This is a genomic window from Streptomyces sp. NBC_00045, from assembly GCF_045041095.1.
Lineage (GTDB): Bacteria > Actinomycetota > Actinomycetes > Streptomycetales > Streptomycetaceae > Streptomyces.
Genome location: NZ_CP108271.1, coordinates 3,540,056 through 3,557,456, shown reverse-complemented (window position 1 = coordinate 3,557,456; position 17,401 = coordinate 3,540,056). Strand labels below are relative to the sequence as shown.

The 17,401-nt window shown below is 70.3% G+C and carries 18 protein-coding genes; 13 read left to right on the top strand and 5 right to left on the bottom strand.

Translation table 11 applies throughout. From position 1 onward, the window contains the following. Window positions 1-352: 352 nt before the first annotated feature. Together OHA65_RS16535 and OHA65_RS16530 are read left to right on the top strand one after the other, a co-directional pair. The gene (locus OHA65_RS16535) at window positions 353-604 is read left to right on the top strand and encodes a hypothetical protein (RefSeq protein WP_328763032.1); all 252 of its coding nucleotides are present in this window, start codon (window positions 353-355) and stop codon (window positions 602-604) included. Beyond that, the gene (locus OHA65_RS16530; RefSeq protein ID WP_328763030.1) at window positions 601-1,518 is read left to right on the top strand and encodes a hypothetical protein; all 918 of its coding nucleotides are present in this window, start codon (window positions 601-603) and stop codon (window positions 1,516-1,518) included. Before OHA65_RS16535 ends, OHA65_RS16530 begins: the two co-directional genes overlap by 4 nt. 126 nt (window positions 1,519-1,644) lie before the next feature. Here the strand turns inward: OHA65_RS16530 and OHA65_RS16525 are convergent, their stop codons facing one another. Together OHA65_RS16525 and OHA65_RS16520 are read right to left on the bottom strand one after the other, a co-directional pair. Further along, complete coding sequence (locus OHA65_RS16525; RefSeq protein ID WP_327283876.1) at window positions 1,645-1,860, bottom strand: hypothetical protein; 216 nt, start codon at window positions 1,858-1,860, stop codon at window positions 1,645-1,647. 106 nt (window positions 1,861-1,966) lie between these two features. Next, window positions 1,967-2,332 (bottom strand): hypothetical protein, encoded by a 366-nt coding sequence (locus OHA65_RS16520; protein ID WP_327283875.1) that lies wholly within the window; start codon window positions 2,330-2,332, stop codon window positions 1,967-1,969. Window positions 2,333-2,478: 146 nt separating this feature from the next. On the opposite strand from OHA65_RS16520, the gene OHA65_RS16515 reads away from it, so the two are divergent. The 7 genes from OHA65_RS16515 (at window position 2,479) to OHA65_RS16485 (ending at window position 8,977) form a co-directional block, all read left to right on the top strand. Next, window positions 2,479-3,477 carry a LuxR C-terminal-related transcriptional regulator gene (locus OHA65_RS16515; RefSeq protein ID WP_327283874.1) on the top strand — a complete coding sequence of 333 codons (999 nt, stop codon included), beginning with the start codon at window positions 2,479-2,481 and terminating at the stop codon, window positions 3,475-3,477. Window positions 3,478-3,594: 117 nt separating this feature from the next. Further along, the gene (locus OHA65_RS16510; protein WP_327283873.1) at window positions 3,595-3,840 is read left to right on the top strand and encodes a hypothetical protein; all 246 of its coding nucleotides are present in this window, start codon (window positions 3,595-3,597) and stop codon (window positions 3,838-3,840) included. A 214-nt stretch (window positions 3,841-4,054) separates the two neighbouring features. Beyond that, entirely contained in the window at window positions 4,055-5,209 is a 1,155-nt protein-coding gene (locus OHA65_RS16505) for a DUF692 family multinuclear iron-containing protein (protein WP_327283872.1), read from the top strand. Continuing rightward, window positions 5,209-6,027: a DUF692 family multinuclear iron-containing protein gene (locus OHA65_RS16500; RefSeq protein WP_327283871.1), complete on the top strand. Its 819-nt coding sequence runs from the start codon at window positions 5,209-5,211 to the stop codon at window positions 6,025-6,027. The genes OHA65_RS16505 and OHA65_RS16500 overlap by 1 nt, the downstream gene beginning before the upstream one ends. Next, a complete protein-coding gene (locus tag OHA65_RS16495; protein WP_328763025.1) occupies window positions 5,966-6,508 on the top strand; it encodes a hypothetical protein in 543 nt (180 codons plus the stop codon). Before OHA65_RS16500 ends, OHA65_RS16495 begins: the two co-directional genes overlap by 62 nt. Further along, complete coding sequence (locus OHA65_RS16490) at window positions 6,505-7,824, top strand: MATE family efflux transporter (RefSeq protein ID WP_328763024.1); 1,320 nt, start codon at window positions 6,505-6,507, stop codon at window positions 7,822-7,824. The genes OHA65_RS16495 and OHA65_RS16490 overlap by 4 nt, the downstream gene beginning before the upstream one ends. Before the next feature lie 277 nt (window positions 7,825-8,101). After that, on the top strand, window positions 8,102-8,977 hold the full coding sequence (locus OHA65_RS16485) for a xanthine dehydrogenase family protein subunit M (RefSeq protein ID WP_328763023.1): 876 nt from the start codon (window positions 8,102-8,104) through the stop codon (window positions 8,975-8,977). An 8-nt stretch (window positions 8,978-8,985) separates the two neighbouring features. Here OHA65_RS16485 and OHA65_RS16480 read toward each other — a convergent pair whose 3' ends face one another. Both OHA65_RS16480 and OHA65_RS16475 read right to left on the bottom strand, forming a co-directional pair. Continuing rightward, a complete protein-coding gene (locus OHA65_RS16480; protein ID WP_327283867.1) occupies window positions 8,986-9,465 on the bottom strand; it encodes a RidA family protein in 480 nt (159 codons plus the stop codon). A 47-nt stretch (window positions 9,466-9,512) separates the two neighbouring features. Further along, window positions 9,513-10,790 carry a M6 family metalloprotease domain-containing protein gene (locus tag OHA65_RS16475; protein ID WP_328763022.1) on the bottom strand — a complete coding sequence of 426 codons (1,278 nt, stop codon included), beginning with the start codon at window positions 10,788-10,790 and terminating at the stop codon, window positions 9,513-9,515. A 244-nt stretch (window positions 10,791-11,034) separates the two neighbouring features. Between OHA65_RS16475 and OHA65_RS16470 the strand changes: the two genes are divergently transcribed. The 3 genes from OHA65_RS16470 (at window position 11,035) to OHA65_RS16460 (ending at window position 14,815) form a co-directional block, all read left to right on the top strand. Then, on the top strand, window positions 11,035-11,739 hold the full coding sequence (locus OHA65_RS16470; RefSeq protein WP_327283865.1) for a TetR/AcrR family transcriptional regulator: 705 nt from the start codon (window positions 11,035-11,037) through the stop codon (window positions 11,737-11,739). A 93-nt stretch (window positions 11,740-11,832) separates the two neighbouring features. After that, window positions 11,833-13,374 (top strand): MFS transporter, encoded by a 1,542-nt coding sequence (locus OHA65_RS16465; protein WP_327283864.1) that lies wholly within the window; start codon window positions 11,833-11,835, stop codon window positions 13,372-13,374. A gap of 463 nt (window positions 13,375-13,837) precedes the next feature. Then, a complete protein-coding gene (locus tag OHA65_RS16460) occupies window positions 13,838-14,815 on the top strand; it encodes a sigma-70 family RNA polymerase sigma factor (RefSeq protein WP_327283863.1) in 978 nt (325 codons plus the stop codon). A 68-nt stretch (window positions 14,816-14,883) separates the two neighbouring features. On the opposite strand, the gene OHA65_RS16455 is transcribed toward OHA65_RS16460, so the two are convergent. After that, the gene (locus OHA65_RS16455) at window positions 14,884-15,840 is read right to left on the bottom strand and encodes a YafY family protein (RefSeq protein ID WP_327283862.1); all 957 of its coding nucleotides are present in this window, start codon (window positions 15,838-15,840) and stop codon (window positions 14,884-14,886) included. Between the two features lie 64 nt (window positions 15,841-15,904). On the opposite strand from OHA65_RS16455, the gene OHA65_RS16450 reads away from it, so the two are divergent. Next, the gene (locus OHA65_RS16450) at window positions 15,905-17,401 is read left to right on the top strand and encodes an MFS transporter (protein ID WP_327283861.1); all 1,497 of its coding nucleotides are present in this window, start codon (window positions 15,905-15,907) and stop codon (window positions 17,399-17,401) included.

Sequence of the window (17,401 nt, the reverse complement as noted above, 5' to 3'; positions counted from 1 at the left end):
CGAAGGCAAACGAAGGCAGGGGCTTGACGGAAACCGTGGAGGAAACCCCAGTGGGGTTCGCCACCCTGGCGAGTCAAACGCCCTGGTCAGCTGGTGCCACGGCGCGGTAGGTGAGATGTCCGGCTGGACATTTTCTCCCGCACGTGCCGAGTAGCCGACTGACCGCAGACAGCCTAGCGGATCGTGCTCCGCGGATGCGCCCCCATAAGGCAGAGCGCGCCCGTGGAGGCTGCGGAGGGCCGCTGACCTGCGACGGGACTGGTAGGCCGTGCGGAGGTCGGCCTCGCCGATCGGCCGCGCGACGTACTCGGGTGTCCGTTCGGTCCCGACGGGCCGTCACGGCGGACGTCAGATGAACAAGCTGCTCTTCGGACTGGCCATCACGATGGTTGAAGGCGACGGTCACTGCCCCGGGGCAGTGACCGTCGCAGAGCCGAGCGGCGAGCCCGCCTGCTCCCGCGGGGGAGCGCCAGGCTCGGCATCATCTGGGGGGGCGGACCGGGTCGGCTCGACCGACGGAATCGGCTTGCTTGATCCCCGATTCACGAACCATCCGGGCATCGTCGAGAAAGCCATGGCCATCAACGACGGGACGCATCCGTGACATACAACCTCCTCACCATCGACGCCGTCAGCCCCGAGGTCATGGCCCTCGCGCTGGCCGGATGCCTCGGCATCGCGGTCGGTGACGTGGACGTGGCCGATTCTGACGGCGACCCCGACCTCCGGAACTGGGACGCGCCCGTCAGTTGCGAATACCGGGCGGTCCGCGGTGACGTGGCTTGGTCGTTGGACGTGTACGCCCAGGAGGAAGCCGCCGATCAGCCGCCCGAAGCCGACGTCGCCGCGGGGTTCGCGAAGGCCGTGATGACGACCGTCCTGTTTCCCGCTGAGGAAGCACCGCCCAGTGCCTACTGGGCCGTGACGCCGGAAGGGCTTCTCACTCGGGCCCGGCTCGAACTCTCCGACGACGAGCCGCCCTTCTACGAGGTCACCGCCGTCGAGGCTCCAGTGCCGCAGCTGCCGCGGGCGACCGTGACGAGATTCGCCGAAATCGTACGGGAACAGCGGCCGGACACGCCTGTGGCCTGGGCGTTCGCGGCATCGGTGGTGAAAGTGCGGCAGGCCGCCTCGGGCCTCGCGAGGCTTTCCCTCGACGACGGCACCGGCAGCCCCGTCCGGACCGCGAAGGGCAACCTGGTGGTGTGGGAGAGGGTCATCACGCAAATGGAATCTGCGTGGGCACCATCGGGGTGGTACCCGGCCCACCTCTACCGGGAGCGGCTGGAATCTCGCGACGAGCTGGCCGGAATCGGTGCCCGCCTGCCTCGTGACGTCACCGAGCTGCTCGACGAGGCCTTGGAACAGCTGGACGGGCGGTTCGTCGCTGCGACAGAGGACGACCCGTCAGGGAGCCTCCGCAGGGAACTGGCGGGAGGATCCTCAGAGCAGACCCCGGTCGGCTGGTGGTGGCACCGCCGCCCGAATCCCGCACCTTGGGAAACTGAGGGCCGGTGATCATCGGCACCGGAGCCGTGTCACCCACGCGGTGATCTGCATGTCCGGCGGAGACTCGCTGTCCGTCTTGAACCGTGTGGTGGGTGTCTGGTGAGCGTTCCGGACGCCCCCTCGCCCCGCCCGCCGTCAGTGGCCCCAGGTGACATCGGTGATGTCGGACTTGTCCCGAAGGGGGGCCGGGTCCAGCGGAATGGTCACCGAAGTGAAGTCGAAGGCGGAGGCGGAGGAGTGGCGCGATTCCGACGGCTCCCCGGTGGTGAACGAATGCGCCACACCCAGAGCACCGACGGCGATGACGGCTGCGGCCGCGGTCTTGGCGATTCGAGTGACGAGCGTGGACATCGGTTTCCCCTTGAGAGCGCAATTGCTTCTGTTACGTCCCCGGGCACCTGCCCGGTTCCCGGTCCCGGCTGGTTCCCCCGGCCGATGGCCCTACTCTGCTGGGCCGTCAGAACGGGTGGAAGGGGTTCGTGGTGGACGGATCCTGCATCTGCATATCCCGTCCATCGGATCGCAGGAGTGCGTTCCAGTGCTGCGGGACCAGGGCCGCGCCGAAGGACACCACTTCCACTTCGGCGAGCGAGGGATGCGCGAGGAGCGCGCGGTGGCAGATGGCTGACGCGGCCCGCTCCGCGAGGGCGAGTGAGGGCGCGGTGAGGTAGAAGCCCACGACCGGACCGCCCACCGCATCGCCGTGTGCACTGACGTGTTCCAGGCCTTCCCCGTCGAGGGCGCACCCCAGGAACAGCTGTGCCGCGTCCGGGGGAAGGGAGGTCTGATCCGGGGCTCGAAGTCGGACATGCACGAGATACATGCGGCCATCCTGGGCAGCGCCCACCCCCGCAGTACAGGCCGACACAGGGGACTGTTTATGCCAAAACAGAAACCGACCAGGAGGCGCTCCGCGCCTTCGTATGGTTCCCTGCAGGCGCACGTGTACTAATATCGGGGGGTATCACCATGCTGGAACTGCTGGGGCTCGACGCCGAGGCCGAACGCGTCTACCGGGCCCTGCTCGCCCACCCCAAGGACGGGGTGACCGCGCTCGCCCAGCGGCTCGTGCTTCCTGAGAGCGACCTGCGCGCCTGCCTCGACCGGCTCAGCCGCCTCGCGCTGGTCCAGCCCTCGTCCCAGGAGGGCATCGGGTTCCGTGCGCTGAACCCCGAAGACGCCATGGAACTGCTGCTGGCCCGCCAGCAGGCCGAACTGGCCGCCCACCAGCAGAAGGTGGAGGCTTCCCGGGCCGCCGCCGCGCAGCTCATCGCCGAATGCTCGGCGATGCGACCGCGGGGCGCCACCGCCGGGGCCGAGAGCCTCCAAGGGCCGGAGGAGATACGCGACCGGCTGGCACGGCTGGCCGCCAACACCCGCCACGAGATCATGACGTTCGCGCCCGGCGGGGCCCACAGCGCTGCCGACCTCGAAGCCAGCCGCGGCCCCAACGCCGCGCTCCTGGACCGGGGCATCACCATGCGCACCGTCTACCTCGACAGCGTCCGCAACCACCAGCCCACCCTCGACCACGTGGACTGGCTGCACCGCCACGGCGGGCAGGTCCGCACCGCTCCCACCCTGCCGGTGCGGATGATCATCTCCGACCGCCGCGAGGTCGTCCTCCCGCTCGACACCAACGACGCCCAGACCGGCGCGGTCGTCCTCACCTACGAGGGGACCATCGCCGCGCTGTGCGCCCTGTTCGAGAGCGTCTGGCAGAGCGCCAACCCGCTGGGCACCGCCGTGGAACGCAACATGGACGGACTGACCCGCCAGCACCGGGAGTCCCTCCACATGCTCCTCCAGGGCCTCACCGACGAGGCCATCGCCAAACGCCTCGGTGTCTCCCCGCGTACCGCCCGCCGCATCGCCGCCGAACTCATGGAGGCCCTGGAGGCCCGCAGCCGATTCCAGGCCGGCGCGCACGCCGTGCAGAACGGCTGGCTCCCCGCCACCCGCGTCTGAGCCCCTTCCCGGTCCCCTTCCCGGTCCCCCGTACGAAAGCCGCGTCCCGCCGGGACGCGGCTTTCCGTCGTTCGGTGCCCCTTTTCCTTCCCCGTGGCAGGTGGAGGTGGACGGGATATGCCACTGCAGAATCCGTCCACCGGAAAGCCCTTCCAGTGGTCCTTGGGGACCGGCACAGTAGAGGCATCGGCAGGGAGAACCGGCCGACACCGGCGAAACCGGGGGGCCGTAAAAGGAATCCCGAAAAGCTTTCGCTCCACCGATATGCCACATCCGGACAAGGAGGTGAAAGAAATGATCGACATTCAGGACATCGAGGTCATGGCGGAGGCTCTGACCTGCGGCAGCTACAACAAGGGCTGAGTCTGCGCAGGGTGATCCCTGCCCGGCGAGTGTGTGGCCAGCGGATCGTATTCAGGTGAGGAGGTGAAGGAAATGATCGACATTCAGGACATCGAGGTCATGGCGGAGGCCCTGACCTGCGGCAGCTACAACAAGGGCTGAGCAATTGTGTGGGCGCGCTCCGAATTCGGAGCGCGCCCGCGCCGTACGGGGAAACAGGGGGAGAGGAAAAGAAATGCAAGCGACAGTCCAGCCGGTCCGCGACGACCTCCTGCGAGTGGGTGGGGCGTTCACTCCGGGGTTGATCGACCCAGACCCGGCCAGGAGGCTCGCCCTCGTCGGCGAAAGCCCCTTCCTGGAGTTCGGGTTCAACGAGTGGCGGAAATGGGAGAGCCTCGACGGGGTGCCGGCGATCCCGGAATTTTCCCTCCACCTGGGGCGTACGGCGATCTGCGAAGGCCCGCGTGAACAGGCCCGCTACATCGATTACGTGATGGAGCAGTCGGCCACCCGCCGCAACAAGCCGACCTCCATCGGAGTGCACGTCACCGGCGACCGGGCCCTGGGCGGCGGTTCCTTCGGACTCCACTCGTACTTCACCGGCACGAAGGAGGAAGAGCAACGCGCCGTCCGCTTCCTCACCGACCTCCACGAGACCTCGGGCCTGCCCGTCTGGGTGGAGAACGCCAACTGCTACTCCGCCTCCGCCCGGGGCATCCTGGACGCCTGGCAGGCGGTGACGCGCATCTGTGAGAACACCGGGTCCGGCCTCATCGTCGACCTGGCCCACCTCTACATCGACGCCGTCAACTGCGGTGTCCCCGTGGAGGTGCTGCTCGGCGCGATCCCCTGGTCCCAGGTGGTCGAACTGCACCTGTCGGGCGTCCGCACGGGACGGGACGGAACCCTCCACGACGGCCACTCCGAGGCGGTCCACGAAGGCGTGTGGTCGCTGCTGGACACCGTGTTGAGCCAGCGGCTGATCACGGAAACCGAGCCCGTCACCGTGATCGTCGAACACGCGGACATCACCTGGACGGAGCGGGCGGACCAGTACTACGCAGACTTCGCCCGGGCGGCATCGTTCCTGGAACGGCACCAGCAGGCAGGCATCGCGGGAGCCAAGGACGCGGAGCCGCACGACTACGGCGTCCCCTACTGCCGCGCCTACCTCCGCCAGCTGTGCAAGGGCTGGATCCCGGGCCTCGCAGAGGCCTCCGAACAACGCGGCCTGTCCTACGTCGAACTGTTCGACCAGTGGGTGGCCGACGTCCGCGCGCGCGGCAAGCGCATCGTCCTCAACCTCGACGAAATACCCCCGGCCGAACGCCATGGGGCGGTCAGCGCCCCCCAGGACCTGCTGGCCTACGCCAAGGAGAAGCTGCGCTGATGCTGATCGGTGTCAATGTGACCTCGCCGGACACCCTTGAGATGGCCTGCCAGCTGCGCGACTCGGGGCACATCGACTTCGTCGAGGTCCTGATCGACGGCTTCGCCCACCTCGACCCGAAGGAGTTCCGCCGCACGGTCGGTGACCTCCCGGTCGGCTGCCACATCATGCTCTCCCGGTTCCTGGACCCGGACCGGGCACGCCTCGACCACTACCTGAACCTGGTGAACCAGTGGCAGGCGGACTGCGGCCTGCTCTACGTCAGCGACCACATCGCCCACTTCTCCCACAACGGCCAGCCGCTGCCCGTTGCCCTGGAGGTGGACTACGCTGCCTGGCAGCCGGTGATCGACTCCGTGCGCGCGTGGCAGGACCAGCTCGGCACCACCCTCGCCGTGGAGAACTTCCCCTCGCAGACAGCCTCCGACATCCCCCAGGCCCGCGCCTACGCCGAGCTCACCGAAGCGACCGGATGCGAAGTCCTCATGGACGTGTCCAACGCCATGGTCGCCCAGCTCAACACCGGTCAGCCCGCCGCCGCGTGGGCCGACGTCCCGGGCGTGGGCCGCAGGTTCCACCTGGCCGGCTACAGCCCCTCCCCGGCGGCCCCCTCGCTCATCGTCGACAGCCACGACGTCTCCGTCAGCGACGACACCCTCGACCTGGTGACGTTGTTCGCCGGACGCGCCGCACCGGACGCCACGCTCGTCGTCGAACGCGACGCCAACCACGACCTGGACGAATGGAGAACGGACCTTGACCGCACGCGCGCCGCAGTCGTCGCGGCTCAACGCCTGCATCAGCCCCACCGCACGTGACTCCCTCACCCCGGGATCCCGTGACCGGCTGATCGCCCAGGAAGCGCTCCGCATCCGCTGGCACCAGCTCTTCGACCGCATCCCGCAGCTGGCCGAACGCCTGCCGGACACCACCGACCTCTACGAGGCCTTCCTGGAGTGGGCCGTGGCGGCGGGCAGGCGCCTGGACTGGCGCATGCACCTGCACTTCCTCGAATTCCTGAACAACGAAGGCATCGCGCTCCAGCCGCAGGACCACATCGAACTGCTCGCAGCCTCGGCCGCACGCTGGTTCGCCTCACCGGAGCACCGGCAACGAGGCCTGGCCCTCACCACCGGGACCACCGCCCCCAAAGTCGTCGTGGCACTGAAGGGGCGCTCACCCCTGGAACGCGGCCGCGTGAAACTCGCCCAGGTGCCGGGGCTGGAGCCGGCACCGGGCATCCGGTGGTCGCTCTCCCGTTCCGGTGACTTCGCCGCCCTCGACTGGAGCCCGCTGTGACCGGCGCGACCACCCCCACCCCGTCGCTGGGCCGACGCGTCCTCGCCCTGATGGGACCCATGGTGGTGGCGTCCGTCATGGGCCAGGCCATTGCCCAGACCGACCTGTGGGTGATCAGCACCCTGGGCGAGCAGGCCGTGGCCGCCGCGGCCGTACCGCAGCGCCTGCTCCTCCTCGACTCGATCACCGCCATGGCCATGGGTCCCGTCGTCGGGCTGTCCGTGGCCGGGGCCGTATCCGCCCACGCCCGCCGGCGCGCGGTGCAGGGCGGGCTGGTCGGTGCCACGGCCGCCGGGCTGCTCATCGCGGTGGTCGGCCTGGCCGTGCTGCCGTACCTCGTGGACGCCCTGGTCGCCGCACCGGGCGTCCGCGACAACACGCAGTCAGCCCTCTTGTGGCTGTTGATCGCCACCCCGGTACGCCTCGCGCAGTTCGTCGGCGCCATGGCGCTCTTCGCGCTCCGGCGCTCCCGCCCCCTCCTCACCTTGTACGCCGTCGCCGTCGTCGCCAACGCCGCGCTCGACCTGTTCTTCGTGCACGGACTCGGACTCGGCTTCGCCGGCGCCTACGCCGCCACCTCCGCCATCGCCGCCCTCGAATGCGCCGTCACCGTATGGCTGCTGCGCGATCACCTCTCCGTCCCCCTCCGGCTCCGTGACAGTGCACGCTGGCTGCGCCAGGTGGCGCGCACCATGCTCACGGAGTGGGGACACATGCTCTCGGCGATCGGCTTCGAACTGCTCCTGGTCCTCGCCCTGACCCTCAACGCCTCGTGGGCGGACCGGCTCGCCGCGTTCTCCGCAGGAGCCGTGCTCACGGCGACGCTACACATCCCGATCACCGCGCTGGTCAACGCGACCGGCATGGTCTGCAAGGGCGCGGACCCCTCCCCCCAGGAATGGCGGCACCTGCGTCGATGCGTCCTGGCCGCATCCGCAGGCGTCTGCGTCCTCGTCACGAGCACGGCCTGGACGGTGCTGCCCTGGCTCTACGGCCTGCACGGCCCGGCCGCGACGTGGTTCACCTGGCTGATGGTCGGACAGGCCGCCGCCTTCCCCTTCCGTCTCCTGGCCGCCACCGCCGAAGGCCGGCACAAGGCCGCCGACCGCTTCGGCGTGGTGCTGCGCCTGCGTCTGCTCCAGGAGTTCGGGATCGCCCTGCCGGTCTTCCTCGCGGGCCTGCTGACGGACAACGGAGCCCTCGCCTGGTCGGGCATCGCGCTGGGCTGCGCGGTCAACTACTGGCTGCTGCAAGCCGCCGCACCACGACGCCCACCGGCGCCGTCCTTCGGCGTCCCTCACGCTGCTCACCGGTGACCGGGTCGCAGCGGTTCCGGGAGCGGCACCGCCCCCGGCACCGCTCCGCGACCGGGCTCCCCTCATCCGCCGTCCCCCGCGGCTCCCAGCCACGCCCGTCCCGCCCCGTGCGCATGCAGGGGGCGTGTAGCTCTTGACCCGCGCGGCGGCCTCCTCCGTGGTCGAAGAACGTTCCCGCTCGCTCATGCGACTTCAATGACTCCCGGCCGGGCGCGATGAGCGGGGGAATTCCGGGTCATCCGGTTTGCGGTCGGACGAGTTGGTCCATGGGACATGCATGGACTTCCTTCGTCCCGCCCGCTGGGAGGAGGCGCTCGCCGCCAAGGCCGAGCACCCCACCGCCGTGCCCATCGCCGGCGGCACCGACGTGATGGTCGAGATCAACTTCGACCACCGCCGGCCCGAGTACCTCATGGACCTGAACCGCATCGGCCCGCTGCGGGAATGGGAGACCGGCGGGGACGTCGTACGGCTCGGCGCGTCCGTCCCGTACGCGCAGATCATGGAGCACCTCCGTGCGGAGCTCCCGGGCCTGGCCCTCGCCTCGCACACCGTCGCCTCCCCGCAGATCCGCAATCGCGGGAGCGTCGGCGGCAACCTCGGCACCGCGTCCCCGGCCGGGGACGCGCACCCGGCGCTGCTCGCCGCGGGTGCGCAGGTCGAGGTGGAGTCCGTACGGGGCTCCCGGCTGATCCCGATCGACGCGTTCTACACCGGGGTCAAGCGCAACGCCCTCGCCCCCGACGAGCTGATCAGGGCCGTGCACGTGGCGAAGGCGGACGGCCCCCAGCAGTTCTCGAAGGTCGGCACCCGCAACGCCATGGTCATCGCCGTCTGCGCCTTCGGGCTGGCCCTGCACCCGGCGACCCGCAGCGTTCGTACCGGCATCGGCTCGGCGGCGCCCACCCCGATCCGGGCGAAGACGGCCGAGGAGTTCTTGGCCGCGGCCCTCGACGAGGGCGGGTTCTGGGAGTCCCGCAAGGTCATCACCCCGTCGATCGCGAAGCAGTTCGGGGACCTCGCGGGCGCGGACTGCAACCCGATCGACGACGTGCGCGGCACCGCCCGGTACCGGCGCCACGCCGTCGGCGTCCTGGCCCGCCGCCAGTTGCTGTGGGCCTGGGAGGAGTACCGCGGCAACGGCGGCACGTGACGTCGAGGTCAGACGCCCATCGGGGTGTGCAGCTCCACGACGACCTCCACCTCGACCGGCGCGTCCAGCGGCAGCACCGCCACGCCCACCGCGCTGCGCACGTGGATGCCCGCGTCGCCGAAGGCGGTGCCGAAGACCTCGCTGGCCCCGTTGACCACGCCCGGCTGCCCGGTGAACCGCGGATCGCTGGCCACGAAGCCGACCACCTTGACCACGCGCCGGACGGCCGACAGGTCGCCGGCGACGGAGGCGATCGCGGCGAGCGCGTTCAGGGCGCACTGCCGGGCCAGGCCCTTGGCCTGCTCCTCGGTGACCTCGGCGCCGACCTTGCCGGTCACCGGGAGCGCACCGTCGACCATCGGGAGCTGGCCGGAGGTGTACACGTAGTGCCCGTTGACCAGCGCGGGTACGTACGCGCCGAGCGGGGCGAGGGCCTTCGGGAGGGTGAGCCCGGCCGCGGCGAGGCGTTCTTCGGGGGTGCCGGTCATACGGAGTCTCCTTGGGTGTCGTGTGTGTCCGGGTCGGTCAGTAGCGGTCAGGGGCGGGTGATCCGGACCTGGAAGCTGCCGTTGCGCAGCTCGCCGACCACCGAGATGCTGACGCCGGTCTTGTCGTCGGTGAAGGTCTCGCCCGGCCGGAACGGCGCGTCCGACAGTTCGCCGTGCACGTTGGGCCGCCGGGTGCAGCCGCCGCTGCCGACCGCGCTGTCCGAGACGGCGACGGGCCCGCGGCCGGTGTCCACCTGGGAGTCGACCTTGTAGATCAGGACGCCGGGCTTGCAGACGGCCTCGTCGTTCCCGGCCCGGGTGCGCACTTCCACCGCGTATCCGGAGGTCTCCGACAGCGGTACGAAGGCCAGCTTCGTGCCGCCCTCCACCGCCAACGGGGTCAGGGTGTGGTCGCTGATGCCGGATTTCGCGGCGCAGCTGATCTGTGAGCTGTCCAGCCAGCCCAGCTTCCACTTGTGCCAGCCCAGGAGGTCGTTGTTGGCGCCCCAGTCCTCGCTCATGATGTCCCAGTGCCCGACCGTTCCGCCGCCGTCGGTGGTGTACAGGTCGGGCAGTCCGAAGACGTGCCCGTTCTCGTGGGGGAGCACCCGGTAGCCGGTTTCCCGGTAGGTGCCCGAGCCGTCGTCCTGGCGGCTGTAGACGAAGGACGTGTTGGCGAGCGGCACGCCGTCGGCCATCGGGGCCTCGGCGTTGCCCGAGAAGGTCACCGAGAGCACGGTGTCCAGGGCGGACGGTCCGGCGTTCGGTGTGACGAGGATGTTGACCAGGTCGTAGCGGCTGAAGTCCACCTCGGAGTCGGCGGCCTTCACGATGTGTTCGACGAGCTGCCGGTAGCCCGGCTCGTACGCGGATCCGCGCTCGATCCCGTACGCGGCGAAGGGCATCGGCATCCGCAGCCAGGTCCTTATCGGCGCCTCGGCCCGGTAGCTGAGCCGGCCGTAGGAGCTGGTGCGGAACCAGTCGGAGGTCTGGGGGAAGAACTCCGCGAGGCGGTCCAGCGCGGTGCCCTCGCCCTTGGCGTCCGGGAAGTCGATCATCAGGTTCAGGGCGCGGACCTCGCCGGTCGACCGGGAGTACCCGGGTGGGGTCGGCAGGCCCTCGGACATCTGGACGCCCATCGTGCCGGTGATCCGGCAGGGCGCCAGCGCGGACTCGGCGGTCGTGGCCACGGGCCCGGCCGCGGAGTGGCCCCGGTCGGATATCCCGGTGCTCGCGGTGGCCGTGATGCCGAGGGCCAGCACGGTGAGGCCGATGTAGGCGCCGGCGCGGCGTGGTGTGCGTATCCGGTGGCGGGTCTGCGGCATGGAGATCGCCTTCGGGTCCGCGGCAGCCGGCCGGGCCCGGACTGCGCTCTGTGCGATCACCCTCCGTCGGCTGCGGCGCGCCCGCGCGTCGGGTGCGTCCGAACGGGAATCGAGGTATGACCCAGGTCACACGGGAGAGTGAAATAACCGGGGACTCGATCCCCGTTTGTATGGGAGTCCCGCAAAGCGGGGACCAGCTCCCCGTTTGGGGGCGGATACGAGCTCCAGGCCCAGGAGGCCCCGAATGAAGCGCCCCACCACCCCTGAGGCGGACGCGTTCGCCCCGGAGGCGGCCGCCGTGGACCTTTCGACCGTGGCGCCCACCCGGGTCCCGCGGCCGCGCGCGGACGCCGTCCGCAACCGCGAGCGGATCCTGGTGGCGGCGCGCGAGGTGTTCGTGGAGCAGGGCTCGGGAGCGCCGTTCGACGAGGTCGCCCGCCGGGCGGGCGTCGGCAACGCGACCCTCTACCGGCACTTCCCCGATCGGGCCGCACTGGTCCACCACGTCGTGCTCTTCGTCATGGACCGGGTCACGGCCCAGGCCGAGGACTCCCTGGCCGAGGAGCCCGACGCCTTCGCCGCGCTGTGCCGCTTCACGCACGCCGCGGCCGACGAGCGGATCGGCGCTCTGTGCCCCATGCTCTCCGGGGACTTCGACCGGGAGCACCCCGAACTCATCGCGGCCCGCGAAGCCTTGGCGGAAGCCGTCGAGACCCTGGTGAAGGCCGGCCAGCAGGCCGGGCTGATCCGTACGGACGTCGGCGTCGGCGACCTGATGGTCGCCCTCTCCCAACTCAGCCGGCCGCTGCCGGGCATCGCCTGCCTGGACGTGGACGGGTTCGTCCACCGCCATCTCCAGCTGTTCCTGGACGGGTTGCAGGCGCCGGCCCGCTCCGAGCTGCCGGGCTCGGCGGCCACGCTGGAGGACCTGAGGCAGAAAACCATGTGACGCCCGGGGCCGCGCCCACTAGCGTCGCAAAGCCTTCATAGCAGTCTTTAACGTTGTTTTTCAGTCATTCCGCATAGTGAAGTGGGTACCCCCATGCCAAAAACAGCCGCGACCCTCGCGCCGGCTGCTGCCGACCCCAGTCGCTGGAAGGCGCTCGTCTTCATAGCCCTGGCGCAGCTGATGGTCGTGCTCGACGCGACCATCGTCAACATCGCCCTGCCGTCGGCCCAGACCGACCTCGACATCTCCGACGGCAACCGCCAGTGGGTCATCACCGCGTACGCGCTGGCCTTCGGCGGGCTGCTCCTCTTCGGCGGCCGCATCGCCGACAAGTGGGGCCGCAAGAACTCCTTCACCGTCGGCCTGATCGGCTTCGCCCTGGCCTCCGCGCTCGGCGGCGCCGCCAACGGCGAGGCGATGATGCTGGGTGCCCGCGCCCTCCAGGGCGCCTTCGGCGCACTGCTCGCGCCGGCCGCCCTGTCCCTGCTGGCCGTCATGTTCACCGACGCCAAGGAGCGCGCCAAGGCGTTCGGCATCTACGGTGCGATCGCCGGTGGCGGTGGCGCCGTGGGCCTGATCCTCGGCGGCTTCCTCACCGAGTACCTGAACTGGCGCTGGACGTTCTTCGTCAACATCCCGTTCGCGATCGTCGCGGCCGCGGGTGCCTGGATGGTCATCCGTGAACCCGCCGGCAGCCGCAACCGCGCCCCGCTCGACATTCCCGGCGTGGTCCTGTCCACGCTCGGACTGGTCGCGCTGGTCTACGGCTTCACCCGCGCCGAGTCGGCCGGCTGGTCCGACGCGGTCACCGTCGCCATGTTCGTCGGCTCGGCGGCGCTCCTCGGGGCCTTCGTGTACGTCGAGTCCCGCGTGAGGTCGCCGCTGCTGCCGCTGCGCGTCCTGCTGGAGCGCAACCGAGGCGGTGTCTACCTCTCCCTGGGCCTCGCCGTCATCGCGATGTTCGGCCTGTTCCTCTTCCTCACGTACTACCTCCAGGTCGTGAAGGGCTTCTCGCCCGTCAAGACCGGCTTCGCCTTCCTGCCGATGATCGCGGGCATGATCACGGGATCCACCCAGATCGGCGCCCGTCTGATGACCCGGGTCGCGCCCCGACTGCTGATGGGACCGGGCTTCCTGCTCGCCGCCACCGGCATGCTGCTGCTCACCCAGCTGGAGGTCGGGTCCTCGTACCCGGCGCTGATCCTGCCGGCGCAGCTGCTCCTCGGCCTGGGCATGGGCACGGCGTTCATGCCGGCCATGTCGCTGGCCACGCACGGGGTGAACCCGGCCGACGCCGGTGTCGCCTCCGCCATGGTCAACACCTCGCAGCAGGTGGGCGGCGCGATCGGCACCGCCCTGCTGAACACGATCGCCGCCTCGGCGACGACCGCGTACCTGACCGACCACGCGGCCGAGGTCGCGGCCGGCGGCCCGGCGGCGAAGCTGGTCCAGGCCCAGGCGATGGTGGAGGGCTACTCCAGCGCCATCTGGTGGGCGGTCGGCATCCTCGCCGCCAGTGCGACCATCGCCCTGACGCTGATCACCACGGGCCGCCCGGGTGCCGGCGGTCCGGTCGCCTCCGGTGACGGCGCGGGTGCGGACGCCGACGTGAAGATCCCGGTGATCGCTCACTGACGCGCTTCGGGGTACACCCCCGGTAATGACTGAAGACCCCGCATCGTTCACATGCGAACGATGCGGGGTTTCGTCTTGTCGGTAATGGGTTGCTTGTCCGGGCAACCAGAAGCCGGCGGCAGCCGTCTTCAGGGGCGGAGTGCGGCCGCGGCGCCGGCCGCGGAGTGTGACGGCGGTCTCACGGACGCGGTGGTCGGACGGAGCGGCGAAGGCTTTCGCATCGGCCCCGAACGTGGGCCTGACCTGCACGTCCCGAGGTTCTGACAGCCTCCGCCCCGACCGTGGGGGAGGGATGGCGGGGCAGGATACTGCAAGATCTCGAAAAAGAGGGATCGGCGTGGGAATTCTGTCCCGATTCCAGTCGTTGTTTCCTTCGGAAGCGGGCACTCGGGAGAGTGTCCAGGGACGCGGAGCCGCGTTCCAGCAGCCGCACCGCGACCTAACTCATTGCAAGGGAGCACGCATGGCAACCCGCGCCGTCGCCCGTCGTCAGTCCAGGGGCAGCGCCCGCGCTGTGGGCGGGGAGATCGCAGACCGCGACCTGGTGGGCATGTACCTGGACGAGATCGCGCGTACCCCGCTGCTCGACGCGGCCAAGGAAGTGGAGCTCTCACAGATCATCGAGGCGGGCGTGTACGCCCAGCAGATCCTCGACGGTGAGACGGAGTGCGAGGGCGAGACGCCGGCGCGCGAGGAGCTGGAAGCCCTGGCCGCGGAAGGGGAGCGCGCCAAGGAGATCTTCATCCGCTCCAACCTCCGCCTGGTCGTGGCCGTCGCCCGCCGCTACCCGCGCAGCGGCCTGCCCCTGCTCGACCTGATCCAGGAGGGCAATGCCGGCCTGGTGCGCGCCGTCGAGAAGTTCGACTACGCCAAGGGCTTCAAGTTCTCCACGTACGCCACGTGGTGGATCCGCCAGGCCATCACCCGCTCCATCGCCGACCAGTCCCGCACCATCCGCCTCCCCGTCCACCTCGTCGAGGAACTCGGCCGCATCCGCCGCATCCAGCGCGAGTTCAACCGCGAGAACGGCCGGGACCCGGACCACGCGGAGATCGCCGCCGAGCTGGACTCGACGGAGAAGCGCGTGGGCGACGTACTGGACTGGGCCCGCGACCCGGTCAGCCTGAACATGTCCGTGGACGACGAGGGCGAGACCCAGTTCGGCGACCTCCTCGAAGACACCTCCGCGGTCTCCCCGGAGCAGTCCGTCCTGTCCCTGCTGCGCAGCGAGGAGCTGGAGGACCTGCTGGGCAAGCTCGACCAGCGCACGGCCTCGATCATCAAGATGCGGTACGGCATCGAAGACGGCCGCGAGCGGACCCTGACGGAGGTCGGCAAGCAGCACGGGCTCACCCGTGAGCGGATCCGCCAGATCGAGAAGCACGCCCTTTTGGAACTGAAGCGCATGGCCCGCGACACCGGCTTCGACGCAGTGGCCTGACCGGCCCTCGGCGAAGCCCCCCGAACGAGCCCCCGGCGCCTACCCCCCCAGGCGCCGGGGGCTCTGCGCTACCCCTGCGGGGGCGCCGCAGAGGTCAGGCGGGCCGCCAGCGCGCGGGCCGCGGAGGCCAGGAAGTCCGGGGTGTGGACGGTGAAGGGGATCGCGGTCAACGCCAGGCGGGCCGCCGTCCACTCCGGGGACTCCGAGCTCCGGAACCGAACCCGGCAGCCCCCTTCGGACCCGGAGGGCTCGGCGTGCTGCTGCAGCCACACCGGCAGGACATCGGCCGGGGCCTCGAAGGACACGTCCACCGCGTACGTCTCCCCGCCCCGCATCCCGCGCCGTACGAACTCCGCCGCCTCCATCGGCAGCTCCCGCGGCGTGAACCGCGCGCCCGTCGCGAAGGGCTCCGCCACCCGGTCCACCCGGAAGGTCCGCCAGTCCCCCCGGTCCAGGTCGTACGCCATCAGGTACCACCGGCTCCCCGTGCTCACCAGCCGGTAGGGCTCCACCAGCCGCCGCGAGGCCATCCCGTCCCGAGCCCGGTACGCGAAGCGCAGCCGCTCCGGCCCGGCCACGGCCGCCGCCATCGTCGTCAGGGTCCGCGGGTCGATGGTGGCCCCGTCCCCCCGGGTCACCGCGATCGTGGCCGACTGCAGTGCGCCCACCCGGTGCCGGAGCCTCCCCGGCAGGACCTGTTCCAGCTTCGCGAGGGCCCGTACGGACGCCTCCTCGACGCCCTCGATCGCGTGCCCGGCACCCGCCCGCAGCCCCACCGCGATCGCCACCGCCTCCTCGTCGTCCAGCAGCAGCGGCGGCATCGCGGCCCCCGCCACCAGCCGGTACCCGCCGTCCGCGCCCAGCGTGGCCTCGACCGGGTACCCCAGCTCCCGCAGCCTCTCGATGTCGCGCCGGATGGTCCGCGGGCTGACCCGCAGCCGCTCCGCCAGCTCGCTGCCGGGCCATTCGCGCGGGGTCTGGAGGAGGGAGAGCAGGGTGAGCAGCCGTGCCGGCGTGTCGGTCATACGATCCAGATTGCCATGAGAAATAGGACATCAACTGACCTAGATCCCGTCTAAGTTTCTCTTCATGACCTCCGAGACCACCTCGTCCGCCGACCGCCGCCGCTGGCTGGCGCTAGCCATCGTGATGACCGCGTCCTTCATGGACCTGGTCGACGTCACGATCGTCAACATCGCGATACCCAGCATGCGCCAGGACTTCGGCGCATCGACCAGCGCGATCCAGTGGATCACCGCCGGCTACGCGCTCGCCTTCGCCGCCGGCCTGATCACGGGCGGCCGTCTCGGTGACATCTACGGCCGCAAGCGCCTCTTCCTCGTCGGCGTCGCCGGCTTCACCGCCGCCTCGCTGCTCTGCGGCGTCGCCGCCGACCCCTCCATGCTCGTCGCCTCCCGCCTCCTCCAGGGCGGCATGGCGGCCATGATGGTCCCGCAGGTCCTGGCGATCATCCACGTCACCTTCCCGCCGCACGAGCGCGGCAAGGTCTTCGGCATGTTCGGCGCGATCGTCGGCCTCGGCGCGGTCTCGGGACCGATGCTCGGCGCGCTGCTCACCGAGTGGAACCTCTTCGGCCTCGAATGGCGCACGATCTTCCTGATCAACCTGCCCGTCGGCATCGCGGCCGTGATCCTGGGCCGCAAGTTCATCTCGGAGTCCAAGGCCCCCAAGGCCCTGCGCCTGGACCTGGTCGGCGTCGTCCTCGCCACCCTCGCGCTGGTCATGCTGATCTTCCCGCTCACCCAGGGGCGGGAGAACGACTGGCCGCTGTGGGGCTTCGTCTGCATGATCGCGTCGCCGCTCGTCTTCGCCGCCTTCATCGCGTACGAGAAGTACAAGATCAAGAAGGATGGCTCCCCGCTCGTCGAGCTCTCCCTCTTCAAGATCAAGAGCTTTGCCGGCGGCATCACGGTCCAACTGACCTTCGGCCTGGCCACCGGCATCTTCTTCCTGGTCTGGACGCTCTACATGCAGATGGGCCTCGGCTGGTCCCCCCTGCGCGCCGGTAGCACCGGCATCCCCTTCTCCATCGCCGTCTCCGTCGCCGCCGGCCTCTCCGTCGAGAAGCTCGTCCCGCGCTTCGGCCGCAAGGTGCTCCAGGCCGGCGCGTTGGCCATGGCCGCGGGCCTGCTCCTCTACATCTGGGAGTCCGAGCGCTACGGCATGCACATCGCCTCCTGGCAGATGGCCGCCCCGCTGATCGTCATGGGCATCGGCATGGGCCTGATCGTGGCCCCGCTGAACGACACGATCCTGTCCCAGGTGCCGCGCGAGCACGCCGGCTCGGCCTCCGGCCTGATCAACACCACCGGCCAGATGGGCAACGCGCTCGGGCTCGCCCTGACCTCCGTCGTCTTCTTCGGATCGATCGACGACGACCGGGTCCTCGGCGCACCGTACGTCGACGCCTTCCGCGGCGCGCTGTGGTGGGTCGTGGCCGTGCTCGTCGCGATCTTCGCGGTGATGTTCGTGCTGCCGCGCAAGCAGATCCCCATGGAGGAGCGCGAGGGCGGCGAGCAGGGCGCCCAGGCCGCCCCGGAGGCGGAGGCGGTCCCGGCCGGCTGA

What these genes read in the sequence shown, in the direction of transcription:
- OHA65_RS16470 (WP_327283865.1), top strand. Translation starts at nt 11,035, where the DNA reads ATGAAGCGCCCCACCACCCCTGAGGCGGACGCGTTCGCCCCGGAGGCG.
- OHA65_RS16525 (WP_327283876.1), bottom strand. Translation starts at nt 1,860, where the DNA reads ATGTCCACGCTCGTCACTCGAATCGCCAAGACCGCGGCCGCAGCCGTC.
- OHA65_RS16535 (WP_328763032.1), top strand. Translation starts at nt 353, where the DNA reads ATGAACAAGCTGCTCTTCGGACTGGCCATCACGATGGTTGAAGGCGAC.
- OHA65_RS16515 (WP_327283874.1), top strand. Translation starts at nt 2,479, where the DNA reads ATGCTGGAACTGCTGGGGCTCGACGCCGAGGCCGAACGCGTCTACCGG.
- OHA65_RS16455 (WP_327283862.1), bottom strand. Translation starts at nt 15,840, where the DNA reads ATGACCGACACGCCGGCACGGCTGCTCACCCTGCTCTCCCTCCTCCAG.
- OHA65_RS16480 (WP_327283867.1), bottom strand. Translation starts at nt 9,465, where the DNA reads ATGACCGGCACCCCCGAAGAACGCCTCGCCGCGGCCGGGCTCACCCTC.
- OHA65_RS16505 (WP_327283872.1), top strand. Translation starts at nt 4,055, where the DNA reads ATGCAAGCGACAGTCCAGCCGGTCCGCGACGACCTCCTGCGAGTGGGT.
- OHA65_RS16450 (WP_327283861.1), top strand. Translation starts at nt 15,905, where the DNA reads ATGACCTCCGAGACCACCTCGTCCGCCGACCGCCGCCGCTGGCTGGCG.
- OHA65_RS16500 (WP_327283871.1), top strand. Translation starts at nt 5,209, where the DNA reads ATGCTGATCGGTGTCAATGTGACCTCGCCGGACACCCTTGAGATGGCC.
- OHA65_RS16460 (WP_327283863.1), top strand. Translation starts at nt 13,838, where the DNA reads ATGGCAACCCGCGCCGTCGCCCGTCGTCAGTCCAGGGGCAGCGCCCGC.
- OHA65_RS16485 (WP_328763023.1), top strand. Translation starts at nt 8,102, where the DNA reads ATGGACTTCCTTCGTCCCGCCCGCTGGGAGGAGGCGCTCGCCGCCAAG.
- OHA65_RS16510 (WP_327283873.1), top strand. Translation starts at nt 3,595, where the DNA reads ATGCCACTGCAGAATCCGTCCACCGGAAAGCCCTTCCAGTGGTCCTTG.
- OHA65_RS16475 (WP_328763022.1), bottom strand. Translation starts at nt 10,790, where the DNA reads ATGCCGCAGACCCGCCACCGGATACGCACACCACGCCGCGCCGGCGCC.
- OHA65_RS16520 (WP_327283875.1), bottom strand. Translation starts at nt 2,332, where the DNA reads ATGTATCTCGTGCATGTCCGACTTCGAGCCCCGGATCAGACCTCCCTT.
- OHA65_RS16465 (WP_327283864.1), top strand. Translation starts at nt 11,833, where the DNA reads ATGCCAAAAACAGCCGCGACCCTCGCGCCGGCTGCTGCCGACCCCAGT.